The 26558-nt window shown below is 58.3% G+C and carries 29 protein-coding genes; 23 read left to right on the top strand and 6 right to left on the bottom strand.

The window, feature by feature from the left end; translation table 11 throughout:
* Positions 1–148 precede the first annotated feature (148 nt).
* Both AAF739_08790 and AAF739_08785 read left to right on the top strand, forming a co-directional pair.
* Positions 149–523 (top strand): SnoaL-like domain-containing protein, encoded by a 375-nt coding sequence (locus AAF739_08790; GenBank protein ID MEM6382756.1) that lies wholly within the window; start codon positions 149–151, stop codon positions 521–523.
* 89 nt (positions 524–612) lie between these two features.
* The gene (locus AAF739_08785; GenBank protein ID MEM6382755.1) at positions 613–1269 is read left to right on the top strand and encodes a class I SAM-dependent methyltransferase; all 657 of its coding nucleotides are present in this window, start codon (positions 613–615) and stop codon (positions 1267–1269) included.
* Here AAF739_08785 and AAF739_08780 read toward each other — a convergent pair.
* From AAF739_08780 to AAF739_08770, 3 genes are all read right to left on the bottom strand, one after another.
* On the bottom strand, positions 1266–3281 hold the full coding sequence (locus AAF739_08780) for a protein meaA (protein MEM6382754.1): 2016 nt from the start codon (positions 3279–3281) through the stop codon (positions 1266–1268). The genes AAF739_08785 and AAF739_08780 overlap by 4 nt on opposite strands.
* A gap of 160 nt (positions 3282–3441) precedes the next feature.
* Positions 3442–3747: a hypothetical protein gene (locus tag AAF739_08775; GenBank protein MEM6382753.1), complete on the bottom strand. Its 306-nt coding sequence runs from the start codon at positions 3745–3747 to the stop codon at positions 3442–3444.
* Between the two features lie 165 nt (positions 3748–3912).
* Positions 3913–4542, bottom strand: coding sequence for a LysE/ArgO family amino acid transporter (locus AAF739_08770; protein MEM6382752.1), 630 nt, complete (start codon positions 4540–4542; stop codon positions 3913–3915).
* A gap of 177 nt (positions 4543–4719) precedes the next feature.
* On the opposite strand from AAF739_08770, the gene ccrA reads away from it, so the two are divergent.
* The 15 genes from ccrA to AAF739_08695 all read left to right on the top strand — a co-directional run bounded on the left by ccrA (position 4720) and on the right by AAF739_08695 (position 16607).
* Complete coding sequence (ccrA, locus tag AAF739_08765; GenBank protein MEM6382751.1) at positions 4720–5988, top strand: crotonyl-CoA carboxylase/reductase; 1269 nt, start codon at positions 4720–4722, stop codon at positions 5986–5988.
* A gap of 101 nt (positions 5989–6089) precedes the next feature.
* Positions 6090–6347: a hypothetical protein gene (locus AAF739_08760; protein MEM6382750.1), complete on the top strand. Its 258-nt coding sequence runs from the start codon at positions 6090–6092 to the stop codon at positions 6345–6347.
* Positions 6348–6415: 68 nt separating this feature from the next.
* A complete protein-coding gene (locus AAF739_08755; GenBank protein ID MEM6382749.1) occupies positions 6416–7300 on the top strand; it encodes a DMT family transporter in 885 nt (294 codons plus the stop codon).
* Positions 7301–7430: 130 nt separating this feature from the next.
* Entirely contained in the window at positions 7431–9107 is a 1677-nt protein-coding gene (locus AAF739_08750; GenBank protein ID MEM6382748.1) for an acyl-CoA dehydrogenase family protein, read from the top strand.
* A gap of 189 nt (positions 9108–9296) precedes the next feature.
* The gene (locus AAF739_08745; protein ID MEM6382747.1) at positions 9297–9764 is read left to right on the top strand and encodes a BLUF domain-containing protein; all 468 of its coding nucleotides are present in this window, start codon (positions 9297–9299) and stop codon (positions 9762–9764) included.
* Between the two features lie 17 nt (positions 9765–9781).
* Complete coding sequence (locus tag AAF739_08740) at positions 9782–10615, top strand: SDR family NAD(P)-dependent oxidoreductase (GenBank protein ID MEM6382746.1); 834 nt, start codon at positions 9782–9784, stop codon at positions 10613–10615.
* A 71-nt stretch (positions 10616–10686) separates the two neighbouring features.
* The gene (locus AAF739_08735; protein MEM6382745.1) at positions 10687–11211 is read left to right on the top strand and encodes a TspO/MBR family protein; all 525 of its coding nucleotides are present in this window, start codon (positions 10687–10689) and stop codon (positions 11209–11211) included.
* Positions 11212–11324: 113 nt separating this feature from the next.
* Positions 11325–11519, top strand: coding sequence for a twin transmembrane helix small protein (locus AAF739_08730; protein MEM6382744.1), 195 nt, complete (start codon positions 11325–11327; stop codon positions 11517–11519).
* Positions 11520–11556: 37 nt separating this feature from the next.
* Entirely contained in the window at positions 11557–12144 is a 588-nt protein-coding gene (locus AAF739_08725) for a cob(I)yrinic acid a,c-diamide adenosyltransferase (GenBank protein MEM6382743.1), read from the top strand.
* Positions 12145–12180: 36 nt separating this feature from the next.
* Positions 12181–12903, top strand: coding sequence for a rhomboid family intramembrane serine protease (locus AAF739_08720; protein MEM6382742.1), 723 nt, complete (start codon positions 12181–12183; stop codon positions 12901–12903).
* Between the two features lie 115 nt (positions 12904–13018).
* A complete protein-coding gene (locus AAF739_08715) occupies positions 13019–13768 on the top strand; it encodes an electron transfer flavoprotein subunit beta/FixA family protein (GenBank protein ID MEM6382741.1) in 750 nt (249 codons plus the stop codon).
* Between the two features lie 12 nt (positions 13769–13780).
* Entirely contained in the window at positions 13781–14716 is a 936-nt protein-coding gene (locus AAF739_08710; protein ID MEM6382740.1) for an FAD-binding protein, read from the top strand.
* 183 nt (positions 14717–14899) lie between these two features.
* Entirely contained in the window at positions 14900–15778 is an 879-nt protein-coding gene (locus AAF739_08705) for a 3-hydroxybutyryl-CoA dehydrogenase (protein MEM6382739.1), read from the top strand.
* A gap of 163 nt (positions 15779–15941) precedes the next feature.
* Entirely contained in the window at positions 15942–16142 is a 201-nt protein-coding gene (locus AAF739_08700) for a hypothetical protein (protein ID MEM6382738.1), read from the top strand.
* Positions 16143–16163: 21 nt separating this feature from the next.
* Positions 16164–16607: a hypothetical protein gene (locus AAF739_08695; protein MEM6382737.1), complete on the top strand. Its 444-nt coding sequence runs from the start codon at positions 16164–16166 to the stop codon at positions 16605–16607.
* On the opposite strand, the gene AAF739_08690 is transcribed toward AAF739_08695, so the two are convergent.
* Positions 16604–17311: a TlpA disulfide reductase family protein gene (locus tag AAF739_08690; protein ID MEM6382736.1), complete on the bottom strand. Its 708-nt coding sequence runs from the start codon at positions 17309–17311 to the stop codon at positions 16604–16606. The two genes, AAF739_08695 and AAF739_08690, sit on opposite strands and share 4 nt — an antisense overlap.
* 35 nt (positions 17312–17346) lie before the next feature.
* Here AAF739_08690 and argH point away from each other — a divergent pair, with 35 nt between their 5' ends.
* From argH to AAF739_08670, 4 genes are all read left to right on the top strand, one after another.
* On the top strand, positions 17347–18756 hold the full coding sequence (gene argH, locus AAF739_08685) for an argininosuccinate lyase (protein ID MEM6382735.1): 1410 nt from the start codon (positions 17347–17349) through the stop codon (positions 18754–18756).
* A gap of 31 nt (positions 18757–18787) precedes the next feature.
* Positions 18788–18961, top strand: coding sequence for a lipoprotein (locus AAF739_08680; GenBank protein ID MEM6382734.1), 174 nt, complete (start codon positions 18788–18790; stop codon positions 18959–18961).
* A 6-nt stretch (positions 18962–18967) separates the two neighbouring features.
* Positions 18968–20242, top strand: coding sequence for a diaminopimelate decarboxylase (lysA, locus tag AAF739_08675; protein MEM6382733.1), 1275 nt, complete (start codon positions 18968–18970; stop codon positions 20240–20242).
* A 95-nt stretch (positions 20243–20337) separates the two neighbouring features.
* Positions 20338–22950 (top strand): TIGR02302 family protein, encoded by a 2613-nt coding sequence (locus AAF739_08670; GenBank protein MEM6382732.1) that lies wholly within the window; start codon positions 20338–20340, stop codon positions 22948–22950.
* 44 nt (positions 22951–22994) lie between these two features.
* Here AAF739_08670 and AAF739_08665 read toward each other — a convergent pair whose 3' ends face one another.
* Both AAF739_08665 and AAF739_08660 read right to left on the bottom strand, forming a co-directional pair.
* Positions 22995–23372, bottom strand: coding sequence for a response regulator (locus tag AAF739_08665; protein MEM6382731.1), 378 nt, complete (start codon positions 23370–23372; stop codon positions 22995–22997).
* 163 nt (positions 23373–23535) lie between these two features.
* The gene (locus AAF739_08660) at positions 23536–24321 is read right to left on the bottom strand and encodes a hypothetical protein (GenBank protein MEM6382730.1); all 786 of its coding nucleotides are present in this window, start codon (positions 24319–24321) and stop codon (positions 23536–23538) included.
* 366 nt (positions 24322–24687) lie between these two features.
* Here AAF739_08660 and ftsE point away from each other — a divergent pair, with 366 nt between their 5' ends.
* Together ftsE and AAF739_08650 are read left to right on the top strand one after the other, a co-directional pair.
* Entirely contained in the window at positions 24688–25347 is a 660-nt protein-coding gene (gene ftsE / locus AAF739_08655) for a cell division ATP-binding protein FtsE (GenBank protein ID MEM6382729.1), read from the top strand.
* Complete coding sequence (locus AAF739_08650) at positions 25340–26386, top strand: ABC transporter permease (protein MEM6382728.1); 1047 nt, start codon at positions 25340–25342, stop codon at positions 26384–26386. The genes ftsE and AAF739_08650 overlap by 8 nt, the downstream gene beginning before the upstream one ends.
* The last annotated feature ends 172 nt before the right edge of the window (positions 26387–26558 follow it).

Genomic DNA, 26558 nt, shown 5'->3' with positions numbered 1-26558 from the left:
GTTGCATCGGCTGCCTCCTGACACAAGATGTCAGCAGGCATGCCCAAAGTCTCGAAACAGAGCGGTGACAGGATCGTAAACGCGATGCAAACTCCTGTTGCAAGCGACGCATGTGCGCGTGGCACAGTGACAATCGAAGGGGAAAATCATGACCGTGATGGAGATCGCGAACGCTCTAGCAGCCCATTGTCGAGCAGGAACGGAAAGCGAAGGGCTAAAAACGCTTTTTGCCGACAATGCTGTGTCGGTCGAAGCCATGCCGATGCCGGGGACCGACAGTCAGGTGACTGAAGGGCTGGAAGGCATTCGCGGAAAGCACGCCTGGTGGGATAATGCGATGGAGATGATCGAAAGTGAGGTTTTGGGACCTTATCCGCACCAGCCCAACAAGTTCGCACTCGTGTTCAAAGGCATGGCGAAGGTCAAGGAAACTGGGGAAGACTTCCCGATGGATGAGATTGCCATCTACACCGTCGATGGCGGGAAGATCGTACGCGAGGAGTTCTTTTATTCCATGGAGTGAGGCATCACAGAGCAAACGAGCCACCCATGTGGATAAGGCGGAGGACTTACAACTTTTGACGCAGAGCAGAATTGGGCTAAAGGGGGCGTATGCAACCTTCGTCAGTCGACACCTCTGATAAGCCTGCTTCGCAATCGAGAGCAAAACCGTTCGACCTTGTGGTTCGCGGTTTCTCGTTGCTCTACAACCGGCTGCCGTTCAGCTACAACACGCTGGTGACCGCCTTGGGATATCGGGCACCCGATCTTGTGGCGGCAGCGATCGCGCCGCATCTTCATGCGGATGCCACCTTGCTAGACGCTGGATGCGGGACGGGCCTGACGGCCAGAGCGATGCGCAAGCGCATGCCAATGGTCGTTCTTGATGGCTTTGACCTGTCTGAAGACATGCTTCGTCTTGCCGCGAAAACCGGTCTTTACCGAACCACCAAGACGGCCGATGCCACGGCGGAACTACCCTTCCCGTCCGATAGCTACGACGCAGCTGTGTCGTCAGGACTGTACACGCTTGGACACGTGGGTCCCGAAGCACTCGAACCGGTACTTGCCTGCTTGCGACCTGGCGGCCTGTTTGGGCTCAACATTTACGACGCTGCATGGGATCAACTGGACTTCGAGCTTGCCTTTGACCGGCTGGTACAGAACGGAACGATCGAAATCGTCAGCCATGAGCATGCGATCCATTTCGGACGCATCGGCCAAACCTGCAGGGTTATCGTGGTGCGAAAAACGCTGCTGGCTGCCTAAGCTGCTTCGCGAGCAGTCTGTGAGACGATGCGCACGATATCAGCCATAATCGTGTTAACCTTGAAATCCTTGGGCGTGTAGACCGCAGCGACGCCCATCTGTTTGAGCGCCAACTCATCTTCAGGGGGGATGATACCGCCTACGACAACCGGTATGTCGTCGGCATTCTCCGAGCGCAGGCGGTTCATGACATCACGCAGCAAGGCGACGTGGCTTCCCGAAAGAATGGACAACCCGATCACGTGGACGTCCTCCTCGATCGCGGCGTTGACGATTTCGGCTGGCGTGAGGCGGATCCCTTCATACACAACCTCCATACCGCAATCTCGGGCGCGCACCGCAATCTGTTCCGCCCCGTTTGAATGACCATCAAGACCAGGTTTGCCCACCAGCATCTTTAAACGGCGACCCATCAGTTTCGACACGACATCGACTTCGGACCGGACGACAGCCAGATCCTCTTCCGCGTCCATACGCGCGGCCTTTCCAACCCCAGTCGGTGCCCGGTATTCGCCGTATACGGAACGCAGAGCTTCGCCCCATTCGCCCGTCGTCACACCAGCTTTCGCGGCTTGCACCGACGCGTCCATGATATTCCCATTACCCTGCGCAGCGTCTCGCAGGCTGACAAGAGCAGCTTGAACCGCGTCATCATCTCGCTGAGCCCGCCAAGCGTTCAGAGTGCTGATCGTATCGTCCTCGACGCCGTCGGGGACGACCATGATCGCCCCTTCGCCGGTGCCAAGCGGGGAAGGTTCAGATTCCTTATAGGCGTTGACACCAACAACCGTCTGATCGCCTTTTTCAATCCCTTCAAGGCGCTGCGTGTTGGCCGCGACAAGCTGCTGCTTCATGTAGCTTGTTTCAATCGCCGCCACGGCCCCGCCCATGGCGTCAATACGAGCGAGCTCCTCACGCGCCGCCGCCTTAAGCTCCTCCACCTTGGCCTCGACCTCTGCCGAGCCGTCGAATAGGTCTCCAAACTCGAGAAGGTCCGTTTCGAAGGCCATTACCTGCTGCATACGCAGCGACCATTGCTGATCCCATGGGCGGGGCAGCCCTAGCGCCTCGTTCCAGGCCGGCAGCTGAACGGCACGGGCCCGCGCTTTCTTGGACAGCACAACCGCCAGCATCTGGATGAGAATCCGGTAGACGTTGTTTTCTGCTTGCGGCTCCGTCAGGCCGAGCGAGTTGACCTGAACGCCGTACCGGAAGCGCCGGTATTTTGGGTCTTCCACGCCATAGCGTTCAAGGCAGATCTCGTCCCAAAGATCGACGAACGCCCGCATTTTGCACATCTCGGTCACAAAACGCATGCCGGCGTTCACGAAGAACGAGATGCGGCCCACAGCTTTAGGAAAGTCTTCCGGCGAGATCAGCTTGCGCGCCTTGACCGTATCGAGAACCGCAATCGCTGTCGCAAGCGCGAAGCTCAGCTCTTGAACCGGCGTCGCACCCGCCTCTTGCAAATGGTAGGAACACACATTCATCGGGTTCCACTTGGGGGTGTTGGCGTAGGTCCAGCCAATCATATCGGTGGTGAGGCGCAAGCTCGGCTCGGGAGGAAACACATACGTACCGCGCGACAGATATTCCTTGATGATATCGTTCTGCGTTGTGCCGGATAGCTTGGATCGATCAGCGCCCTGCTCGTCAGCCACCGCGATGTAGAGGGCAAGCAGCCAGGGTGCGGTGGCATTGATCGTCATTGACGTGTTCATCGTCTCGAGCGGGATACCGTCAAAGAGCGTCCGCATGTCACCCAGATGGGCCACCGGCACGCCAACCTTCCCAACCTCGCCCCGCGCCAGCACGTGATCGGGATCGTAGCCGGTCTGGGTTGGCAGATCGAAGGCGACCGACAGACCGGTCTGGCCCTTGGCGAGATTGGTCTTGTACAGGGCGTTCGAGTCTTTAGCCGTTGAATGACCCGCATAGGTGCGGAACATCCAGGGCCGATCCTGCTTGGGTTGCTCCGGTGTGAATGTCTCGGAGGTCCGGGTCTCGCTCATCGCATGCGCCTCGCCGTTAAGCTGTCTTAGCTCGCAGCACAGCACCCCGCATGTGTGCACTGCACAATGACGGCACCATAGGCGGTCAGCGCTTTGTCGTCACCTGCCCATTTGGCGGAAAAAGCAAGCGTCGCAATGCAGCATCAGCGGCGCGTTATCGCTAGCTACCGAAAAACCGTTTCACGACGCCGGCCGTGACGATGATCATTGATGCACCTGCAGCCGCAGAGAAAAACGCAAGTTCAGGCTCGGAAATCGAGCGCGATGCACCCCCTGAGTAATACATGAACAGCGCGATACCCGACAGCGAACCAATCATCAGGAGGATGTAGTTGCCAATAACGCCGAAAGCTCGATGCTTGAAAACCGCGTCTGCTACCCAGGCAAGTGGGAACGTCACGAACGAGGCGACCAGTGAAATATACCACAAATTATCGACGAAATAGTTGGGTAGTTGGACCGGCATGGCGTGGTTTTCCTTCGCAACTTGCTGCGGAAAAAGCGCTTTCGAAAGCTGCAGCGACGCAGATTGTAGCTCCAACCTCTAAAAAGGGTGTTTATGCCCACTACGGCAAAGCGTTAACGAGCGCTTACTGTGAACGCTCAAGTCCGCTTGGTCCGGATCAAGCGGTCAAGCTATCAGCAGCTTGATGGCGATCGCCAGCATTGTGAAGCCCACCAAGGCGTCCAGAACTTGCCAGCTGCGGGGACGCGCGAACAACCCAGCGAGCAGCCGCGCACCATAACCAAGCGCAAAGAAAAACAGGAAACTGGCAAGCGTTGCACCCGCCGCAAATGCAAATGGGCTTTGGAATTGGGCACTCACGCTGCCGACAAGCACAACCGTGTCAATGTAGACATGCGGGTTCAGCCAGGTCAGCGCCAAGCAGGTCAGGACCGCGTCGCGCAGAGGTGTCAGCTTATCCTGCGAGGGCTCCAGCGTCGATCCACCTTTCCATGCATCACGCAGACTGCGGAAGCCGTACCAGACAAGGAACGCAGCACCGCCATAGGTAAATGCAGGTTCAAGCCAGGGCGCGGACCTGACAATTGCCGAGAACCCGCCGACCCCAATGGCAATCAGAATGGCGTCGGAGAACGCGCAGATCAGCACCACCGCCAGGACATGTTCCCGCCGGATGCCCTGGCGCAAGACAAAGGCATTCTGTGCTCCGATTGCGAGTATGAGCGATGCGCTGAGCGCGAAGGCAGTCAGAAAAGCGCCCCAAGGGCCAGTGGAGGTCATGCCGAAGACAGTCATGCAGGCGCCCTACAGCGAACTGTGGCCATGCAAAAGAGTGGCCCGCGCGGCATAGACGGTGAAAGCTGCATCAAATGTGGAGCTTTCGGCGTTGGTCGTATGGCTTTTCGCACTGCACCATTGCACAATGCAGGCTCACGCGGGACCTCACAGACACTGATCACAAGGAGCGCACCCATGGCGCTTGCCGAAGCCACGCCGGAGACAAAAGACCTCTACGAGATTGGCGAAATTCCGCCGCTCGGTCACGTTCCGGAGAAAATGTATGCCTGGGCCGTTCGCCGCGAACGTCATGGTGAGCCGGAAGTCGCCATGCAGCAGGAGGTTGTGCCCGTCTGGCAGATTGGCGACGATGAAGTGCTTGTTTTCGTGATGGCTGCGGGCGTCAACTACAACGCCATATGGGCCGGTCTGGGCGAACCAATATCGCCGTTCGACTTCATCAAAAATGATTATGTGATCAACGGCTCCGACGCCGCCGGCATCGTTTGGGCGGTTGGCGCAAAGGTGAAGCGCTGGAAGGTCGGGGATGAAGTCGTCATCCACTGCAATCAGGACGATGGCGATGACGAGGAGTGCAATGGGGGCGACCCAATGTTCTCGCCGACCCAGCGCATCTGGGGCTACGAGACAATGGACGGCTCGTTCGCCCAATTCACGCGAGTTCAGGCACGGCAACTCATGCCACGCCCCAAGCATCTGACCTGGGAAGAAAGCTCCTGTTACACCCTCACGCTCGCCACGGCCTACCGGATGCTTTACGGCCACCGCCCGCACGTGTTGCGCCCGGGCGACAATGTGCTGGTGTGGGGCGCTTCTGGGGGTTTGGGGGTTTTCGCAACCCAGATTTGCGCGGCCGCTGGGGCCAACGCGATCGGGGTGATTTCCGACGAGGACAAACGCGACTACGTGATGTCGATGGGCGCCAAAGGCGTCATCAATCGTAAAGACTTCAAGTGCTGGGGCCAACTGCCCACGGTCAACTCGCCTGAATATCAAGAGTGGTTCAACGAGGTTCGCAAATTCGGCAAGGCAATCTGGGAGTTCACCGGCAAGGGCGTGAACGTTGACTGCGTGTTCGAACACCCAGGCGAAGCAACGTTCCCCGTTTCGACATTCGTGTGCAAGCGCGGAGGAATGGTCGTGATCTGCGCTGGCACCACAGGCTTCAACCTCACCATGGACGCCCGCTATGTCTGGATGCATCAGAAGCGCGTTCAAGGGTCCCACTTCGCCCATCTCAAGCAGGCCGCGGCCGCCAACAAGCTGGTCATTGAGCGTCGCATCGATCCGGCCATGTCGGAAGTCTTCGCATGGCGAGACATCCCAAAAGCGCACACCAAGATGTACAAAAACCAGCACGCGCCAGGCAATATGGCCTGTTTGGTCGGTGCCCCTCGACCCGGCCTGCGAACCTGGGACGACACGCTGGAAGCGGCCGGGTAATGCTCCGCTGCCTGCTCACCGCCGCGCTTTTCTTGGCCATTGTTTCAACAGCCGCGGCTGAGGACCAAGGAACACGGGTCTCCGGCGGGATAGAGTACAGCATGTCTGCCAACGACAATGGGTGGGTGCTGCGCTCCCTGTCCCCGGTCGTTCGCACGACCGGCTTTGGCGCTGGTACCGAGTATGTCCGAGGCATCGAAACCATCTACCTGGGCAAAAGCTGCGATGCCTTTCACAAGGTTTTTGGAAGCGGAACCTGGGGTTGGGCCAATGGAGGGTTCGTTGTGCAGTTCGGAAACAACCGTTTTCCTTTCGGCAGACAGGAAGTCTTCGGCGCTCCGCAAGCCTGCCTGTTGTAAATGAGAAGTGACACGGCAACGCTCAACGTCTAAGGCGCAGGTCCTTTCCTCGCTTCGATAACTCGCCCATGCTTTTGCGCCTTGCGCCCGTTCTGTTTGTCCTGATTTGGTCCACCGGTTGGATTACAGCGCGCGCCGCCGCGCCGGTCGCCGACCCGCTCGCATTTCTATTTCTGCGGTTTGCGTTTGCCGGTGCCCTGCTCGCCATCATCATCGTGATCAGTGGCGTTTCGATGCCCCGGACAGGTTCGGCATGGTTACACGGGCTCGCGTCAGGCGTTTTGTTGCACGCAATCTATCTTGGCGGAGTCTGGGTCTCGATTGATGAAGGCCTCGCCACACCGGTTTCCGGCCTTGTCGCGGCGCTGCAACCGCTCTTGACCGCCATTCTGGCGGTATCGCTTCTGTCCGAGCAGCTTACCCGTCTGCAATGGTTTGGACTTATGCTGGGCTTTGTCGGGCTCAGCCTCGCCCTTCTGCCAGACCTCGCCACGCTGCAGGGAGAGGCTTTACTCGGCAATGCGGGCTTGGTTGGCCTGAACGTCATGGCCATCGTCTCGGTGACGCTTGGCTCGCTTTACCAAAAACGCTTCCTGCCGAACGGAGACCTGCGCGCCATTTCGCTGCTGCAATACATCGGCGCTGCGCTGGTAATCGGGCCGCTGGCGCTCGCGACGGGCGGCACAGACGTCACACTTTCCTGGTACTCAGTCGGCGTCATGGCTTGGGCGGTCTTTGGGCTTTCGTTCGCGGCAATTGGCCTGTTTCTCTTATTAATCAGACATGGAGCGGTCTCCCGCGCGGCAACGCTGATCTATCTCATCCCGCCCCTGGTCGCGATCGAATCCTTCTTTCTTTTCGGTGAGGCCTTAAGCTCTATCGCGATCTTCGGCATGCTTGTGACCGTTTTCGGCGTATATCTTGTCAATCGCAAATCGACAGCACGCGTTTAAGTTTCGGCGTCTAGTACATCGGGAAAAGATGACCACCCTCCCTTTGATGGGGTTGCGCGCATGCGTCCGCTGGCCATTTTGCGCCGCACAATGCTAGGGTGCACCTGCAACACGGATGGGAGATCGGACCATGAGCCTTGCTGAAGACCTGAGACTGGATACCGAAGACAGCCTGAAACTCGCACGGCAAGCCGTCGAGGCGGTGGGGTCTGTTTACGCATCGGCCAAGCAAGCGGTGAGCGCTCAGACCATGGCAGATGGCCGGGTAAAGGGCGCTTTGCTTGAAACACATCAGCACGCGGCTCACGGTCTTGCATGGCTAGCCACCTACCACGAAGCGCTACGCGAACTGGTGGCTTACGCTGAACGCCTTCAGGCTGACGGACAGTATGGCACCTGCGAGGCGCTGATCGTTGAAATCGGGTTCGCTGAATATCTCGCTCAGATCGAAGGCGGCATCCCAATGAACCAGGGCGAAATGGTTCGTTTGGCGGCCTTGGGGGTGGATCGTGATCAGGTCGTCACATTCTCCGAGACACCAGCCGTACGCGCGCTGATCGCTTCTGGAAGCGAATCCTCAAAGCGCGCCGCTTTGGTTGAAATTATGGCCGAAGATTCGGGCGCCGCGACAGTGGGTGCGGACGGCCTTGACGAGACCCTTCAAGCCTTCCGCGACGAGATGCGGCGCTTCAGCGCGGACAATGTGGAGCCTTATGCCCATGAGTGGCACCTCCAAAACGATTACATCCCGCTCGAGATCATCAGCCAACTATCCGAACTGGGCGTTTTTGGTCTCACCATTCCTGAAGAGTATGGCGGACTAGGCCTCGGCAAAGAGGCCATGTGCGTCGTCTCTGAGGAGCTCAGCCGGGGCTACATTGGCGTGGGTTCCCTTGGTACACGATCTGAGATTGCAGCTGAATTGATCCTGTGCGGCGGCACTGATGCGCAAAAAGAGCGCTGGCTTCCGGGGATCGCAGCAGGAGAGATCCTTCCAACCGCGGTTTTCACCGAGCCCAATACAGGTTCGGACCTCGGCGCGCTGAAAACGCGCGCCACCAAGGATGGCGACAGCTACACCATCAACGGCAACAAGACGTGGATCACGCACCCCGTTCGCGCCGACATCATGACCGTGCTCGCCCGCACGGATCCCGACCAGCCGGGCTACAAAGGCCTGTCCATGTTCATCGCGGAAAAGCCTCGCGGAAGCGATGATGATCCCTTCCCACATCCCAACATGTCCGGAGGTGAAATCGAAGTCCTGGGCTATCGCGGCATGAAGGAGTACGAGATCGCTTTCGATGGGTTTGAAGTCGCTGCCGATTGCCTTCTGGGCGAAGCCGAAGGCAATGGCTTTAAGCAACTGATGGAGACCTTCGAGAGCGCAAGAATTCAAACTGCAGCGCGCGCGGTGGGCGTCGCTCAATCTGCGCTCGATCTGGGGTTGCGCTACGCTAAGGAACGCGCCCAGTTCGGCAAGTCACTTATCGCCTTCCCGCGGGTGTCAGATAAGCTCGCGATCATGGCGGTTGAGACCATGATCGGGCGGCAGCTCACCTACTTCTCCGCCCGCGAGAAAGACGGCGGCAGGCGCTGCGATGTGGAGGCGGGCATGGCCAAACTTCTGTGCGCGCGCATCGCTTGGGCAAACGCTGACAATGCTCTGCAGATTCATGGTGGCAACGGTTTTGCGCTTGAATACGCGATCTCGCGCGTGCTGTGTGACGCTCGCATCCTCAACATTTTTGAGGGCGCGGCGGAAATCCAGGCACAAGTAATCGCTAAACGGCTCTTGGAAGCCTGATCAGAAGGACCGGGTACCCGAACAGGGCTGGCGGCGGCTCTCCGGTGGTGCCGCTACCATTCTCTCTGATACGCATTTGTAAAGATTAAGCCACAGGGCTCGTCAGGTGATTACACGCTTAAATTGAACTTAACCAGGCAGCAACTTATACGCGGTAATCCTCATGCCTTACCATGAGGATACCCAATTATGCCGCTTTACGCGCTGACTTATATTTCGCGAGCGCCTGAAGTCAGGGGTGAAAATCGCCGCCTCTTCCTCCATGAACTGGTGAAGCAAGCTAATCGTAACAACACGAAAACAGGTGTTGCGGGCTGCCTGATTCACGTCGACGACTTCTTTATTCAACTCCTCGAAGGCCCTCGGGGTCCGCTCAGCGAAACCTACAACAGGATAGTCAGCGATCCGAGGCACCATGATATCAATCTGGTGCAGGTGGGTCCCGTCATGACACGACAATTCGTGTCACCGCTTTTGGCAACCTTCGATATCGACAGCCGAACCAACCCTGTCTTTCTCAAATACAAGGTTAGGCCAGAGTTTTGCCCCTATCAGATTGCGCCACACGCACTTGCTGATCTCATTGAACAAATCGCTATGGTTTGCGCGAAGCTAGACAGCAGCAGTCGGTCCAAAGATCGAGACAAGGCGGCATAAAGGGGTTAGAGCGAGACATGCTCGCGCGTCCCCGTTCCATCCTTATCACCGGCGCATCCACTGGCATCGGATATCACGCCGCGGTCTCGCTTGCGCAGCGGGGCTGGACCGTCATCGGTACGGCGCGCAAGCGCCCCGATCTCGACCGACTGAAGCAAGAGGGCATTCGTCCGATCGAGCTGGACTACACCGATGAAGCGAGCATAAACGCAGGTTTTGCGGAAGCTCTGGACCACTGTGATGGCAGGATCGACGCACTGTTCAACAACGGCGCCTACGGGCAAACAGGTGCGCTCGAGGACATCTCGACCGATGATCTGCGGGCCCAGTTCGAAGCAAATTTCTTTGGATGGCACACGCTAACGCGCAAACTGATCCCTGTGATGCGCACGCAAGGCATCGGACGTATCGTCCAATGCTCAAGTGTTTTGGGGTTCGTTGCGGCACCGTTCAGAGGCCCCTATCAAGCCAGCAAATTCGCGCTAGAGGCGTACACCGACACGCTCAGGGGGGAACTGGCCCCTTTCGGAATCAAAGTCATATCGATCCAGCCAGGCCCGATTACATCGAAGTTCCGCGAGACGGCGCTGGCGACCTTTGAACGCACCGTCGACCACCAGTCGTCTGCCTATGCCGACATTTATCGCAGGCACCTGAAGCGGCTTCGATCGCCTGAAAAGGCAAAATTTGAGCTGGGTCCCGAGGCCGTAACCGCCGCGCTTGTCCGCGCCCTTGAAGAGCCGAACCCAAAGCCCGCTTACCGCGTGACGTTTCCGACCAAAGCTGTGTGGTTCCTCAAGCGGGTCCTGCCGACGCGCCAATTGCACAAACTGCTCAACAAACAGGACTGAACCGCCAAGTCGAACCGAGCAAACCGCAAGCCGGCGTCGGGCGTAGTCTGACCATGGACACAGCGAGTAAGATGGCAGAGCCAGCGTCACCCCCATCGACACCAAAAGCCCGAATCCCGCAAACCAGAAACACGGGTCATGGCTGGTGGTTGCTTGGTGCTTATGGTCTTGCAACAGCCGTGGCATCGCTATCGGGGAGCGTCTTTGCCAATCCCGACACCAGCGCTTGGTACCAAGCGCTGGCTCGACCCTCTTTCCAGCCCCCTTCATGGGCGTTCGGCGTGGTTTGGCCCATACTATACGTTCTGATGGCTTATACGGGGTGGCGGGCCGATAAAGCCACAAGTAACCCGCATACCTTACGCGTAGCCTATGCTCTGCAACTTGCTTTCAACGCCGCCTGGACAATTGTGTTCTTTGGGCTGCAATCACCCATAGGTGGAATCACTGTCATAGCGGCGCTGCTAACGGCCATCGTAGCATGGATGGCACTCGCGTCGCGACACGACAGGATCGCTCCATTGCTGTTTGCACCCTACCTTGCCTGGGTCGGCTTCGCCGGCGCGCTCAATGGATCGATTATTGCCCTGAATTGATGGGAGCGCTTTGCTGCGGCCTTTTGCTAGTGGTCCATCAGCAAATGGCGACCTAATTTGCGGCGCCCATACCTGTTTCAGGCAGAGCGACCCCACAGAAGCGGCCTTTCACTATGTCCACAATCCTTCAGATCTTATCGGCGATCGCGCTGCTTGCAGTTGCAGTCGTGCTTTTTTTAGGCCTTGCCAACATGGTCAAAGGCGGTACCTCCAACCGGTCGCAGCAACTGATGCGCATGCGCGTGCTCTTCCAAGGCATCGCCATCGTGGTTGTTATGATCACCGTTTGGATCATCGGCGGACAATGAGCCGAGCGACGTCAATCGCGGGTGAAGAAGGTATCCAATGGTTGTTCTGACGAAAATCTACACAAAAACAGGTGATGACGGTACGACGGCTCTCAGCTCAGGAGAGCGCAGGAAGAAATTCGATCTGCGCGTTGAAGCCTATGGGACGGTTGATGAGACAAACGCTGCAATCGGAATCGCGCGCCAGTCCATCACATCAGACCCAGCAATGGCTGATCTCGATGCGAAGCTGGTTCGCATTCAAAACGATCTGTTTGACCTCGGAGCAGACCTCGCAACACCGCCAACAGACCAGGATCTGGGTTATGAGCCCTTGCGCATCGTGCCAGAGCAAGTAGAGCGGCTAGAACAAGAAATTGATGGGCTAAATGCGGAGCTCTCACCTTTGAATTCGTTTGTGCTGCCGGGAGGCAGCGCGGTTTCCGCAGGTCTGCATTTGGCACGCACCATATGCAGGCGCGCCGAACGTCTGAGCGTCGAATTGGCCGACCAGGAGCCTGGAAAAGTGTCCAAGCAGGTGCGCCAATATCTCAATCGTTTGTCCGACTTTCTCTTCGTTGCCTCGCGATGGGCGAACGATAAAGGGGCAGGCGATGTTCTTTGGGTTCCGGGGAAGAACCGTTAACCGGATCATGGTGGGGTCAGAGGGGTCACGGTCGTCATGTTTCTTCCGTTCTACGATACCAACCCAAAGCGCAACATCACTGTGCAGGCAGTCACCGTTGGGCTTATTGCAGCAAATCTCGCAGCCTTCGCTCTTTGGCAGGGAACGGTGCTCGACTATCCCGACTTCCGGCTCGCCTTGATCCCGGTAACGTTTCAGGAAATCCAGGTTCGGCCGGAAGATCTGATGTATGTTCCTGAGGAGATCACCCTCCTCAGCCATACCTTTTTGCACGCGGGCTGGCTCCACCTAGCCGGTAACATGCTGTTTTTATGGGTATTCGGCGACAATGTTGAAGATGCCATGGGGCATGCCAAGTTCCTGCTCTTCTATCTGATCTGCGGCATCGCCGGCGGTTTGGCGTATGTCTTTATGACGGGTGACCCGAGCGCGCCTCTGGTCGGTGCGTCAGGAGCAACTTCAGGCGTTGTCGCGGCCTACCTCATGCTGCATCCAAAGGTGAAGGTCTGGGTTCTGGTCACCCTAGTGATCAAGTTTCCGTTCCAGTTTCCAGCTTGGGTCGTCCTTGGCGCCTACGTGCTTTTCAATGTGGCGATGGTCCTGGGGGGCGAAAGCGGATCACAGACGGCATGGTGGGCCCATCTGGGTGGCCTTGCGGCTGGAGCAGCCCTAACACCGATCCTCAAACATCGACATGTACCGCTGTTTGACCGTGGGCTACAGCCACCGCCTCTGCCCGCTGGAACAGGGCAGTCCTGAACACGCGACGCTTGCGTACACGACGGACGTCGCCGTTGACACGTCGAGGCGCAGGAACCTAGTGTGCGCCCGCTTGCTGCAATGCACAAAAAGCTATGAGAAGTGAGGTCCGACGGTGAAGATACTCGTGCCGGTCAAACGCGTTGTCGACTACAACGTAACCATCACCGTCAAGGAGGATGGCTCTGGCGTCAACACGGCGAATGTTAAGATGTCGATGAACCCTTTCGATGAGATCGCCGTCGAAGAAGCGATCCGCATCAAAGAAGCGGGCAGCGCAGATGAAATCGTAGCGGTGTCCATCGGTCCGGACAAAGCTCAGGAAACCATCCGGACCGCCCTCGCGATGGGCGCGGATCGGGGCATCCTGATCAAGACCGATGAGGTAGCCGAACCCCTTGCGGTGGCCAAAGCCCTCAAGGCGATCGTTACGCTGGAGAGCCCTGAGCTGGTCATCATGGGCAAGCAGGCGATCGACGATGACTGCAACCAAACCGGACAGATGCTTGCTGCCCTTCTCGGCTGGGGCCAAGGAACTTTTGCGTCAAAGGTCGATCTGTCTGCTGGAAAAGTCGGCGTAACGCGTGAAATCGATGGCGGGCTGGAGACCGTGGCTTTGTCTCTGCCGGCTATTGTGACGACGGACCTGCGGCACAACGAGCCGCGCTACGCCAGTCTGCCGAACATCATGAAAGCGAAAAAGAAGCCGCTCGAGGTTAAGACGCCGGACGAAATCGGTGTCGATTTCGCGCCGCGCCTTGAGGTGCTGAACACCGCAGCGCCCGACAAACGCGAGGCGGGAGTGAAGGTCGATAACGTCAGCGAGCTGATCAATAAGCTAAAAGCCGAAGCGGGCGTTCTTTAGGAGACAGTGGCGATGACAACCCTTTTGATCGCAGAACATACCGGCGACAGCCTATCACCCGAAACTGCCAAAGCGCTCACAGCTGCGTCTGCGTTGGGCGCTTCCGTGGACGTTCTTGTCGCCGGGAATGCTCCGGATGCAGTTGCCGCTCAAGCTGCCGAGCTGGACGGCGTGGCAAAAGTGATCACGGCGAGCGATCCCGCTCTGAGCCATCCATTGGCTGAGCCGATGGCCGCGCTGATCGTCGGGCTTGGCGAAAGCTATGACGCATTCGTCATGGCAGCGACAACAACAGGTAAGAACATTATGCCAAGGGTGGCGGCCCTGCTCGACGTCATGCAGGTTTCCGATATCATCGCGGTGGACGCTCCGGACACGTTTAAACGACCAATTTATGCGGGCAACGCGATCCAAACCGTTCGCGCGACTGATCCCAAGCGGGTGATAACCGTACGCGGTACAGCTTTTTCAGCATCGCAAGGGGGCAACAGCGCGCCAATCGAGGCCACCTTGGTCCCAGCGCTCCCAAGCGTGTCAGAGTTTGTGTCTGCCGATATAGCTGAAACCGAACGTCCCGAATTGACCAGCGCGAAGATCATCCTATCAGGCGGACGGGCGCTGGGCTCCAAGGAAGAGTTCGAGCGGCTCGTCCTTCCCCTGGCCGATGAAATCGGGGCAGCCGTTGGCGCATCGCGCGCGGCCGTCGATGCGGGCTATGCACCAAACGATTGGCAAGTGGGCCAGACCGGTAAGGTCGTGGCGCCAGACCTATACATTGCGGCCGGCATCTCCGGTGCTATTCAACATCTGGCGGGCATGAAAGATTCGCGCGTCATAGTCGCCATTAACAAGGACGAAGACGCGCCGATTTTCGATGTCGCCGATTATGGCCTTGTCGGGGATCTTTTCGAAGTCTTGCCTGAATTGAAGTCCGCGCTTGAGAGTTAAAGCTCGAATGCCAAGCCGTGCACGTTCGTAGGCATGATGGCTGGCGAGCCTATCGCACCGCGCCGAGTTGGACCCCCCAAAGAATTAGTTGCGGTGTGGTTCAACCGACGGCGAAAAAGCTTTAGAACGTAGCAGGCAGACACCGCTTCCCGCGGGCTGGAAACGGATAAATAGCGGATCGCAATGAGTTCGATTGAAAAAGTAGGCATCATCGGCGCAGGCCAGATGGGGTCGGGCATCGCCCATGTCTGTGCATTAGCTGGCCTCAATGTTGTTTTGCAGGATGTCGCAATCGAGCGCGTCGAGAAGGGCCTTGCGACAATTTCCGGAAATATGAGCCGGCAGGCCACCAAAGGCATCATAGCCGAGGATGCGATCAAGCCAGCGCTGGAGCGGATCAGCCCATCGGACGACTATGCCAACATGGCGCCTTGCGATCTCATCATCGAGTCGGCCACAGAGGACGAAACGGTCAAGCGCAAGATCCTCAGTCAGCTGGCCCCCGTCATCAAGCAGGACGCGATTCTCGCGACCAATACCTCATCCATTTCCATCACCCGGTTGGCGGCTTCCACCGATCGGCCGGAACGGTTCATCGGCATTCACTTTATGAACCCGGTGCCACTGATGGATCTGGTGGAGCTGGTGCGCGGCATTGCCACCGATGATACGACTTATGAGGCGTCGCGCGAGTTCGTCTCGACTATCGGCAAGCAGATTACGGTCGCCGAAGACTTTCCGGCCTTTATCGTCAACCGGATTCTTTTGCCAATGATCAACGAAGCCATTTACACCCTTTATGAGGGGGTCGGCTCGGTTGAAAGCATCGATACGGCCATGCGACTTGGCGCCAACCACCCTATGGGGCCTTTGCAATTGGCGGATTTCATTGGCTTGGATACATGTCTGTCGGTGATGCAGGTTCTGTATGACGGTCTCGCGGACACAAAATACCGACCATGCCCCTTGCTTGTAAAATACGTTGAAGCTGGCTGGCTTGGTCGCAAGACCGGCCGCGGTTTCTATGATTATCGCGGTGAAACCCCCGTCCCAACGCGCTAACAGCCCGGGATAGGCCGACAAAAAGGCCGGACTTTGGGAACGACCCAGCTGCACATCACGGACGGCTGACCCAAAACAGATCAAATGCAATCTTCTGGCTGAACAAACGACCAAGCTTTTTGGCGTATCTGGTCTCGAACATGTTTTGCTATGGAGCCAGCCGATGGATGCCTCACCAACCGCCTCTACCGCTATGATACAGGGACGCCAGAACGTTGCGACCGCTGTGGTCCAACAGGCAGTCAAGGCAGATCAACAGCAGGCACAAGCGATCAACGCCATGATTGCAAACAGCGCTGAGACGGTTCAGCCAACCTCCGGCACCGCTGATGGCGTTGGAACGCGCGTTGATCGCTCGGTCTGAGAGCAATCTGTCGTCATCTTGATGTCGCTTCCCGTCCTTCTTGGCCTACTATCTGGCCTTTTGACCGGCGCAATCGCCGCCGCTCTTCGACGTTTCGTCCTGTGGATCGTTGTTTTGCCGGTAATGATTGCGCCCATTGCTTACCTCTACTGGTGGCGTGATGGGCTGAGCCGCGAGTGCATGTTCGCCTCAAGCTATCCAACCGAAGCATGCGCGCAAACGCGAGCGTTTGTCGAAACCACCTTGTTCGGACTTCCACAAGCTGGGCTGGGCGCTATTACGCATTTGGCAGTCGCTGCGGGCCTTGCCCTCACCCTGATGCTTGTGCGCCACATGATCGATTGGGCCATGCGTGAGCCGGAGGCAGAACGGGCTGCCGAAGATGAAGAGGCGTCAAACGAAGACAACGGCGCAGACCAAATCGTGTCACCCGACAAACAGGGTCTGTCGCCGCAGCCGGCTTAACTACCTCTGACAATATCAATGAGCGCAACCGCATCGGGATGGTCCCAATGGGCGGGGCCCGCCAGCCAACCTTGCAAACAGCCATCATGATTGATCAGAAGGGTTGTCGGCATCCCGAAGGCCAAGCCCTCCTTGCGAAGGACGTTGAACGCCTCCGCGCTGGGATCATGGTAGAAGTCCAAAGTCTCAACCGCGATCTCTTCAAGGAAGCCGCGCGGGTCGGCGCTTTCGCGTGTATCGATCGAAACGGCGACGACCTCGAAATCATCACCTCCATGAACAGCCTGCAAATTGTCCAGCATGGGCATCTCTTCGCGGCACGGTGCGCACCACGTTGCCCACAGATTGAATAGAACAGTCTGGCCCTGCCAATCGGCCATACTGCGCATTTCGCCGTCGGGCCCCAAAAAAGTCATTTCCGGCACAGGCCGGGCCTCATCGAGGGCGGCAAATGCAGCCACCTCGCCGCGAGAAGCAGATACCAACGCCTGATGGTGATCCTCCGACATGGGACACGCAGCGGTTTCGTCATGGACACCGGCCCCATTGTTCACATATACCGCCACCCCACCGGCACCGACGCCCAGAAGGGCGGCAACGCCCAGCAAGACCCCAAGCGAGACCCTTCCCCAGTCACGCTTGCCTCGCGCGACCTGAGGTCCATCGGGGGCGTCGGTCGGATCTGGGCTGGCGCTGTCGGTCATGAATTATCCTTCACTTTAAGGCAGCTAGGGTAGCGATGTCTGATACCGGCAAAACCGGCAAAAATACGATGTGGGGCGGGCGCTTTACCGCAGGCCCAGCCGCTATTATGGACGACATCAACGCGTCCATCGACTTTGACCGTAAGCTCTACGCCCAGGATATCGCGGGCTCAAAAGCGCACGCGACCATGCTCGCGGCAGTGGGCATCATCAGCAAAGATGACCTTGATGCGATCACCACCGGTCTTGATCAGATAGCGCAAGAAATCGAACACGGGCACTTCACATTTTCGCGCGAACTCGAAGATGTTCATATGAACATTGAGGCTCGGCTTAAAGAAATCGTCGGTGAACCGGCAGGCCGGCTGCACACCGCCCGCTCCCGCAACGACCAGGTTGCGACAGACACCAGGCTGTTTGTCCGCCAGGCGATCGACGGTATCGATCGGGCGCTTACGGATCTGCAGCGGGCTTTGGCTGACAAAGCTTTGCAGCACGCAGCGCTGCCGATGCCCGGTTTCACGCATCTTCAGAGCGCTCAACCGGTGACCTTTGGCCACCATCTTCTGGCTTATGTCGAGATGCTCGGACGCGATCGCGGCCGATTTGCCGACGCGCGCAAGCGACTGAATGAATGTCCGCTTGGCGCGGCAGCTCTTGCGGGCACCAGCTTTCCAATCGACCGTCAGATGACCGCAAAAGTGTTAGGCTTTGACCGGCCAACGGCCAACTCGCTGGACAGCGTCTCCGACCGTGATTTCGCGCTCGAGACATTATCAGCGGCATCAATTTTGTCGATGCATCTGTCGCGCTTCGCCGAGGAGATCGTCATCTGGTGCTCGGCTCAATTTGCGTTCATCACGCTGTCTGACGCGCTAACCACCGGCTCGTCGATTATGCCGCAGAAACGCAATCCCGATGCGGCGGAACTGGTTCGCGCCAAGATCGGTCGGGTTATGGGTGCTTTCACCGCTCTTTTGACCGTCATGAAGGGCCTGCCGATGGCCTATGCCAAGGATATGCAGGAGGACAAAGAACCTGTTTTCGATGCACTTGAGACCCTTGAGCTGACCATCAGCGCGACCGCGGCCATGGTGCGGGATATGACACCGAACCCCAAATCGCTGAAGAAGGCTGCAGGGTCGGGCTATGCGACGGCGACCGATCTGGCTGACTGGCTTGTACGGGTACTCGGCCTGCCCTTCCGGCAAGCCCATCACATCACAGGAAGCCTTGTGGGGCTCGCTGCGACGCGAAACATCCAGCTGCATCAGCTTTCGCTGGATGAAATGCGCTCGGTTGAACCTGGCATCAATGATGATGTCTATTCCGTCCTGTCGGTCGATAAATCGATACGGTCGCGGACCTCGTTCGGCGGAACCGCCCCGCAAAATGTTCGCAAGCAGGCCCGAAGGTGGTTGAGATTGCTCGGCGATGCATCATAGGTAGAACGAGTATCACAGGGACAATCGATCCATGCTCATCCGAACCGCCTTGGCGCCTCTTTTGATCAGCTTGCTTCTGGCAGGGTGTGGTGTGCGTGGTTCACTCGAACCGCCGTCAGCCCGCGATGCGTCGCCGGCGGAAGCAGACGTCCCCGTAGCGCCAGAGGATGATCGACCTTTCATCCTTGATGGTCTTCTGCTGTAGCTCACAATGCACCATTTTCAGTACACCAACGGTCGGCTCTTTGCCGAAGAGGTCGCTGTCGAGCAGATCGCCGAAGAGGTAGGGACCCCTTTTTACGCGTACTCCAGCGCAACCCTTGAACGCCATTTCGACATCTTCACGTCGGCGTTTGGCGACCTGCCAGTGCTGGTTTGTTACGCGCTTAAAGCCAATTCCAACCAGGCGGTCATTGAAACGCTCGCCAAGCTTGGATCTGGGGCTGATGTTGTTTCGGGGGGCGAACTGCAGCGCGCGCTTCGCGCTGGGATTCCGCCGCACAAAATCATGTTCTCCGGCGTCGGCAAGACCCGTCAGGAAATGCAAGACGCGCTGCAGGCAGATATCTTGTGTTTTAACGTCGAGTCGCTCCCCGAGCTGGAGCGCCTGTCCGACGTCGCCAGCGCGATGGGCCGAAAAGCGCCCGTCTCGCTTCGGATCAATCCCGACGTCGATGCGAAGACGCATGCGAAAATCACAACGGGGCTGTCCGAAAACAAGTTCGGCATCCCCTGGAAGGACGCGAAACAGGCTTACCGCCGAGCTGCTGACCTTCCCGGCCTCAAGGTCATCGGGATCGATATGCACATCGGCTCACAGATTACCGAGTTGACGCCGTTCGACACGGCCTTCGGCAAGCTGGGTGGACTTATAGAGACCCTAAGGGCGGACGGCCACACGATCGAGCACGTCGATCTCGGCGGCGGTCTGGGGATCCCTTACGCTGACGACAACGATCCACCGCCGCACCCCGACGAGTATGCCAGGATCGTGCGTAAGCATGTCGAACGCCTCGATTGCGAGATCATCTTCGAGCCTGGTCGTCTGATTGCCGGGAACGCTGGTATCCTTGTTTGCCAGGTGGAGTATGTAAAGCATGGCGAAGGGCGAAGCTTCGTCATCGTCGACGGCGCAATGAACGACCTCATAAGGCCGACACTTTATGACGCCTATCATACGATCCGACCGGTCATCGAACCGGCAAGCGAAAAGACGTGGTCGTCCGTGGACATCGTCGGACCGGTTTGCGAGACCGGGGATTATTTTGCTCGGGAACGCAGTTTCCCAGCGGTTGCTGAAGGTGACTTGATCGCGGTGTTCTCGGCGGGCGCCTACGGCGCGGTCCAAGCGGGCACATACAACACCCGCGCGCTTGTTCCAGAGGTCCTTGTTAAAGGCAAACAGTACCATGTCGTTCGGCCGCGCCAGGGTGTGGAAGCGCTTATCGGGCTCGACTCTCGCCCCCCTTGGTTCACGGCCAGCTGACCGCTCGGCCACATCGCGTAGGTCAGCGCCTTGCCATGGCCATGCTTGCGCGCCAAAATCATCGAATGGAAAGCGGCAAAGCAGCGCAAGCGTATATGTCCAGGCGCCTGTCTTGGGCGATCAGCAGAGCGTCGGCTGCGCTGTTGATCGAACAGATATGGCCACGCGTTTCGCTGGTCGCGTTGATCGGCGCCCTTTTCCTGATTGTTTCCTGGTTTGGCCTCTGGCAGCCAACGCCCGATTATCTCCGGTTAGCGCTCGTTGGACTGTTTGGCCTGTCGTTCATTGGGGGTCTGGTTTGGGCTTTTCGCCCACCCCCGCCAACACGAAACCAAGCGATGCGCCGCGTCGAAGAAGCGTCCGGCCTAACCGGTCGGCCATTGGAAGCGCTTCAGGACATTCCGTTTGACACGTCCACACGCGACGGAAGGGCTCTTTGGAGTGCGCACACTGCGCAGGTAGCCGCCAAAGTTAAAAAACTCTCGGTGGGGACGCCGAACCCCCGCACAGACAGGCTTGACCCCATGGCGCTTCGCGCGCCCGTCCTTCTGCTGTTATTCGTTGCTTTTTTCGTCGCCGGGCCGGAACGCGGCGAGCGCGTTCTTGCGGCCTTTGATCCACCTTACAGCATTGCATCAACGCCAGTGCGGCTTGATATCTGGGCAACTCCGCCAGCCTATACCGGTTTGCCGCCACGCACCCTCATATCGCGCGCGGAGATGGGAGACGATGCAAGCAGCTCTCCGGCTGTGCACAATCTGAGCGCATCGCTGCCGGTGGGGAGCCGCATCACCATACTAAGCAGTTCGGATGCAGAGACGGCGCCGGTCTTAACCGCACACCTGCTACCTGCCGATGGGGGCGAAGCTATCGATCTCGAGCCGGACGACACATCTGGCGCAACGGCCAACCTGAACGGCACACTCATGGGCGATGGCACACTCGTGGTACGCGCCGGCCGAAACGAACTTTCGCTTCCGCTGGCTAGCCTCGCCGACGCGCCGCCCGCCATAAGCTTCGCAGACGACGTTGACAGCACGGCCGCTGGTGCAATGGTTCTTAGCTACACCGGGAACGACGATTACGGAATCGTAGCGGCCGACACGATCGTCACGCCCGCTGAGGCGGACTTTGCCGGGGCAAACCATCTTATCGAGCCACCCAGTATCGCACTGACGATCCCCTCCCCCTCAGGTGATGTGACGTCCATGACCCGTGACTTAAGTGCGCATCCATGGGCGGGGTTGCCAATATCGCTTCAACTTCGGGCGCGCGATGGGGCCGATCAGATCGGCGTTTCTGAGGCGCGAACGGTCATGCTTCCGCAACGCGCATTCCGAGAACCTCTTGCGCGCGCCATTGTCGAACAAAGGCGGATCTTGGCTGTAGATCCCAGTCGCCGCGCACAGATACTCACCGCTCTTGAGAGCTTCAGTTATGCTGCCGAACTGTTCATGGAGGACGAGTACGGCGCGTTCCTTGCGCTGACCGTCACCACGCAAAGGCTACGGCAGGCGCGCGAGGCGGAGGCGCAACGCGATGTCATCGAACTGATGTGGCAGCTCGCCCTCGAGATCGAAGATGGCGATCTTGCCGGGGCGTCTGAACGCCTCAGGCAGGCCGAGCAGAACCTGTCCGATGCCCTTGAGCAGGGTGCCAGTGACCAAGAAATCGCTGAGCTGATGGCAGAGCTACGCGACGCGTTCGATCAGTACATGCAGGCGCTAGCGCAGCAAATGCAGGCCTTCGATCCTGAAAACGCCATGCCGCAAAACATGCCTTTATCGCAGCTCGATCCCCAGGCAATGCAATCGATGATGGACCAGATCGAGCAGCTCGCTGAGATGGGCGCTGCCGACGCTGCGCGGCAAATGCTCGATCAATTACGCGAGCAGCTCGACGCCCTGCGCGGTGCACAAGCGATGCAACCGCAACAGATGAGCCCTGAAGAACAAGCGGCGCGCGAAGCCATGCAGGCACTGCAGTCGATCACCCGCGAACAGCAACGGCTGATGGAAGAAACCTTCCCCTTCTCCCAAGACGCGCAGCGCCAGGAAATTCGGCCACCATCTCCGTTTCGCGCACCGTTCGGCGAGCCCCGCACACCCGATAATCGCGGAGACAGCGAGCAAAGCGAGCGAGGCGATGGAGACAATGGCGACCGACAGGCCGACAGATCTGACCCGCTTGAGGGGCTGGAAGCGGAGCAGCGTGGCCTTCAGGAACAGCTGCAAGAGTTGATGGACCAACTGCGTGAGTTGGGTCTTGATCCTGGAGCGCTTGGGGAGGCAGATGACGCCATGGGCGGCGCCGAGCAGATGCTGGGTCGAGGCAGCGCGCAGGGAGCATTGCCCGAGCAAGGCCGAGCTCTGGAAGCTCTTCAGAGTGGAGCACAGCAGCTCGCCCAGCAAATGGCCGGTGATGGCGAAGGCCAGGGCCAGGCGCAAGGACAAGGGCAAGGCCAACAGCAAGGACAAGGTGCGCCCAGGTTGCAGTTTGGACCAGGGCAAGGTCAACGGGGTTTCGATCCCCTTGGCCGGCCGCAGCGGGCACAACAGGGCGACAATCAGGAACGGGTCGGTATTCCCGAGGAGCGGGACATCCAGAGAGCGCGCGATATCCTGCAGGAAATCCAGCGCCGTCTGGGTGAGCGCGAAAGACCACGCGTCGAACTGGATTATCTCGATCGGCTAATCGATCGTTTTTAGATCAAATCAAGACGTTTAAGACGCCCAAGAGCCAGCTAATCCGCTCAGGCCGCTTGTTTCTTTTCCAAGACATCATCGACCGTGGCGCGGATGTCTGCCAGTGAAAACGGCTTCATGATAACATCCTCGACCAACTCATCGAGCCCATGTGCTCGCTCTCTTTGGTTGGCGTAGCCCGTCATCAGCACCACCGGCAGGTTGGGGTAGTCACGCACAGCCGACAGCGCCAGCGCAATCCCGTCCATAACCGGCATCTGAATATCGGTCAGAAGCAGATCGAACGCTCCTTGCTCATCCGCCAGGATGTCCAGGGCCTCAGCACCATCGCACGCTACGTGCACGTCATGCCCATCAAGCTCGAAAGCCTTTTCCAGAAACGCGCGAACCGCACTATCGTCTTCGGTGACAAGCAGTCGTGCCATTGCAACCACCCTTCAATTGACGGGAGCTGAGCTTCTCGTGCCGCCGGTTGGCGCGGGGCGCCCACAGCATATCAACGGCAAGCTCATCTTTGCACTGTTACTCGATCAACAGGCCTTAACATGGTGTGAAAGCCACGTCTGTCGTAGTTAGCTGGATCATGACTCATCCTCCCGGTACGCGCTCGCCATCGCGCAGGAAGCGCAAAGCGATTCCGGACGCATTGGGCGGCGGGGCGGTGAGTTCGCTCGATACCGGTAACGTCTCGCCGGGACCAAGTTGGGGAATGTCCGGGCGAACAACCCATGAAAAAAGCTCTTCACCATCGTTCCCGGTCAGCGCAATGCGGAGCGGTTGCAGGGGCTGTTCACGTTCCGTGATATTCGTCAGCGTTCCTTCGATCTCCATCACCGGCAAGCCAGCGACCACCTCGCGAGTAGCGGTGAAGGACGAAAAGGCAATGCCGCGAACGTTCACCGACAAACCGGCAATCTCATAGAGGCCCGCAAGGTCGGGGAAGATGCGCACCACATGATCGCGCATGGGAATGGTCAGCGTCAGCAGCGCAAGTCCTGTCACGACGCCGAACGGAACCCCAAATCCCGCCAAACGAAGCATCAGCTTGCGCACGATACCATTGCCCGTCTTCTGCCCTTTCAATTGCACTTTCCGCTTTTTGGGGTCTGAAGCGCGATTGACTGGCTTACGCACGGGTCCTGATGCAATGATCTGCGAAAAGTTGTCCGCTTCGGCAGGCTGCGGGTCAGAAGTCTCATTGCCCACATCATGTTTCGTGTTTGCTGCCAGTATGGCTTCAGTAAAGCCCGGAAGCGCCGATGGTCGTTGCGAAACCGGATCGTCCGATGCGGTTTTGGGGTCACCTTGCGCGGGAAGGGCCTCCGCCACAGGCTTCTCGGCCTGAGCAGGCGCCGCCTCCGTTAATTCTTCCATGTTCAACGGGTCAGCATCGGACTGAGGGGTGTCCGCGGGTAACGCTTTCCAGACATGAGCGCAGGCAGGACAACGCACCTTACGGCCAGTCGCACCGATCATATCATCGGGGATGATGTAATCTGACGCGCAGGACGGGCAAACGAGTTTCACGGAACACAGGACCTGTTCAACCCAGCGATCGTCGCTAGGTTTGTCTTTATGCACCAAAGCGATACAACCCGAGCGTTAATGGGCTGTTAACCATGACACGTGCGAGTAGACAGCGGCCCATCGACCAGTTCAAATCGAGGCGAACGACAAAAGCGGTGCGAATCGAATGCGGTCGGTCGGTGATCAACCGACCGGTATAAAGAGGCAGGTACGGTGCTGGTTCTGGACAATGTCGGACTGAGATATGATGGGGGTCCGGAAATCTTGTCCGACCTGTCCTTCGAAATCGAGCCGCGCAGTTTCCAATACCTCACGGGGCCATCCGGCGCAGGGAAAACCTCGATGCTCAAGCTGATGTCACTGGCCATGAGACCGAGCCGTGGGGTGGTGACGGCGTTCGGCAAGAATACCGCTCGTTCAGGGTCTCGGGATATCCCGGCCTTGCGCCAGAGAATTGGTGTCGTTTTCCAGGACTTCCGCCTGCTCGACCATCTGACGACCTTTGAAAATGTTGCCTTGCCCTTGCGCGTTCAGGGCAAGGCCGAATCAAGCTATGGTGCCGACGTTAAAGAACTTTTGCGCTGGGTCGGCCTTGGCGAGCGCATGTATGCGATGCCGCCCGTTCTGTCGGGCGGAGAAAAGCAACGGGCAGCCATTGCTCGCGCTGTGATCGGCCAGCCTGATCTGCTTTTGGCCGACGAGCCCACCGGCAATGTCGATCCGCAACTTGGCCGACGGCTCCTCCGGTTGTTCGTCGAGCTGAACAAGCTTGGGACGTCCATCGTCATCGCTACGCACGATGTCTTGTTGATGCAGCAATTTCATGCACGGCGCCTGGTTCTGCATGATCGCCGGGTTCAAATCTATGAATAGGATCGACAAGATCGACCCGAGAACGCAAATAGCTGCCGCCTCACCGCAGCAACAAACGGCGCGCGCGACGGCTCCGGCAAAAGCTGGCGCGAAGAAGCTCAGCGCTCTGTCCGCTATTCGCCGCGAACGCAGTGAAAACGCGCCTGCACCCATTGTCCCAGAGCGATCAATCGCCGGCTCGGCGCTTATGCTGGTTATAGCGATCATGGGATGCCTGGCGTGTCTGGCCGTTGGGGCCGTCACCATTGTTGACCGCGCCGCGCAGGACTGGAGTGCCGATATTGGGCGCGAGCTGACAATCGAAGTGACTTCCGTGGACCCAGCAACGGTCGACACTCGCATACAAAGTGCGGTGCGCATCGCACGCGGCACCGCAGGGATTGGGCAAGTCACGGTAATAGACGATCGCGAAACCCGCGCCCTTTTGGAGCCTTGGCTTGGCACGCTTGCGAGCGAGACTGCTCTGGACGACCTTCCCATCCCAAGGCTCATCGCCTTGACCGTTACAGACCGCAGCATTCTTGACATCGACGCCTTACAGGCCGCGCTATCTGTTGATGTCCCTGGCGCAAGCGTTGATGACCATCGCCTATGGACAGATCAGATGGCCCAGATGGCTCGTGCTATGGTGCTTGGCGGTCTTGGTATTCTCATACTTGTCCTGACCGCGACCATCCTGTGCGTCATCTTCGCCACCCGGGCAGCGATGGCCGGTAACCGGGATGTCGTAGACGTGCTACACTTTGTTGGGGCCAGCCATGCCTTCATCGCCCGTCAATTCCAGCGCCATTTTCTTAGCCTTGGCTTGCGCGGTGGGCTTATTGGCGGGGTGGGGGCGATAGCGATCTTCTTGGGGTTTCAGATCTGGGTTGGTGCGCGGCGAGGTGCTGCTGATGCTGCTCAGGTTGAGGCCCTCATCGGATCACCAGCCCTAGGCCTTTATGGCTACGCCGGATGCGCACTTGTCGTTTTCCTGATCGCGTTTCTGACCGCAGCCACGTCACGCATAACCGTTCGCCGTTTTTTGAGAGGTCTCTAGCAGCGCTACGCATTTTTGCCGCAACCGAAACCTAGTACATATGTCGGCATACGCGATGACCCGTCCAAAGTTAGCGACGGGACGCTCGCAACCTACTGGCAAGCCTTTTGCGCAACTCTTAATCCCATGAGCATCACGACCCCAGACAGTTCAGGCCAAGACAGGTCAGGCC

The sequence above is a fragment of the Pseudomonadota bacterium genome (genome assembly GCA_039024915.1).
Lineage (GTDB): Bacteria > Pseudomonadota > Alphaproteobacteria > Rhizobiales > MH13 > MH13.
The sequence above is the reverse complement of the archived record's forward strand: the minus strand, read 5'-3'. Positions and strand labels throughout refer to the sequence as shown.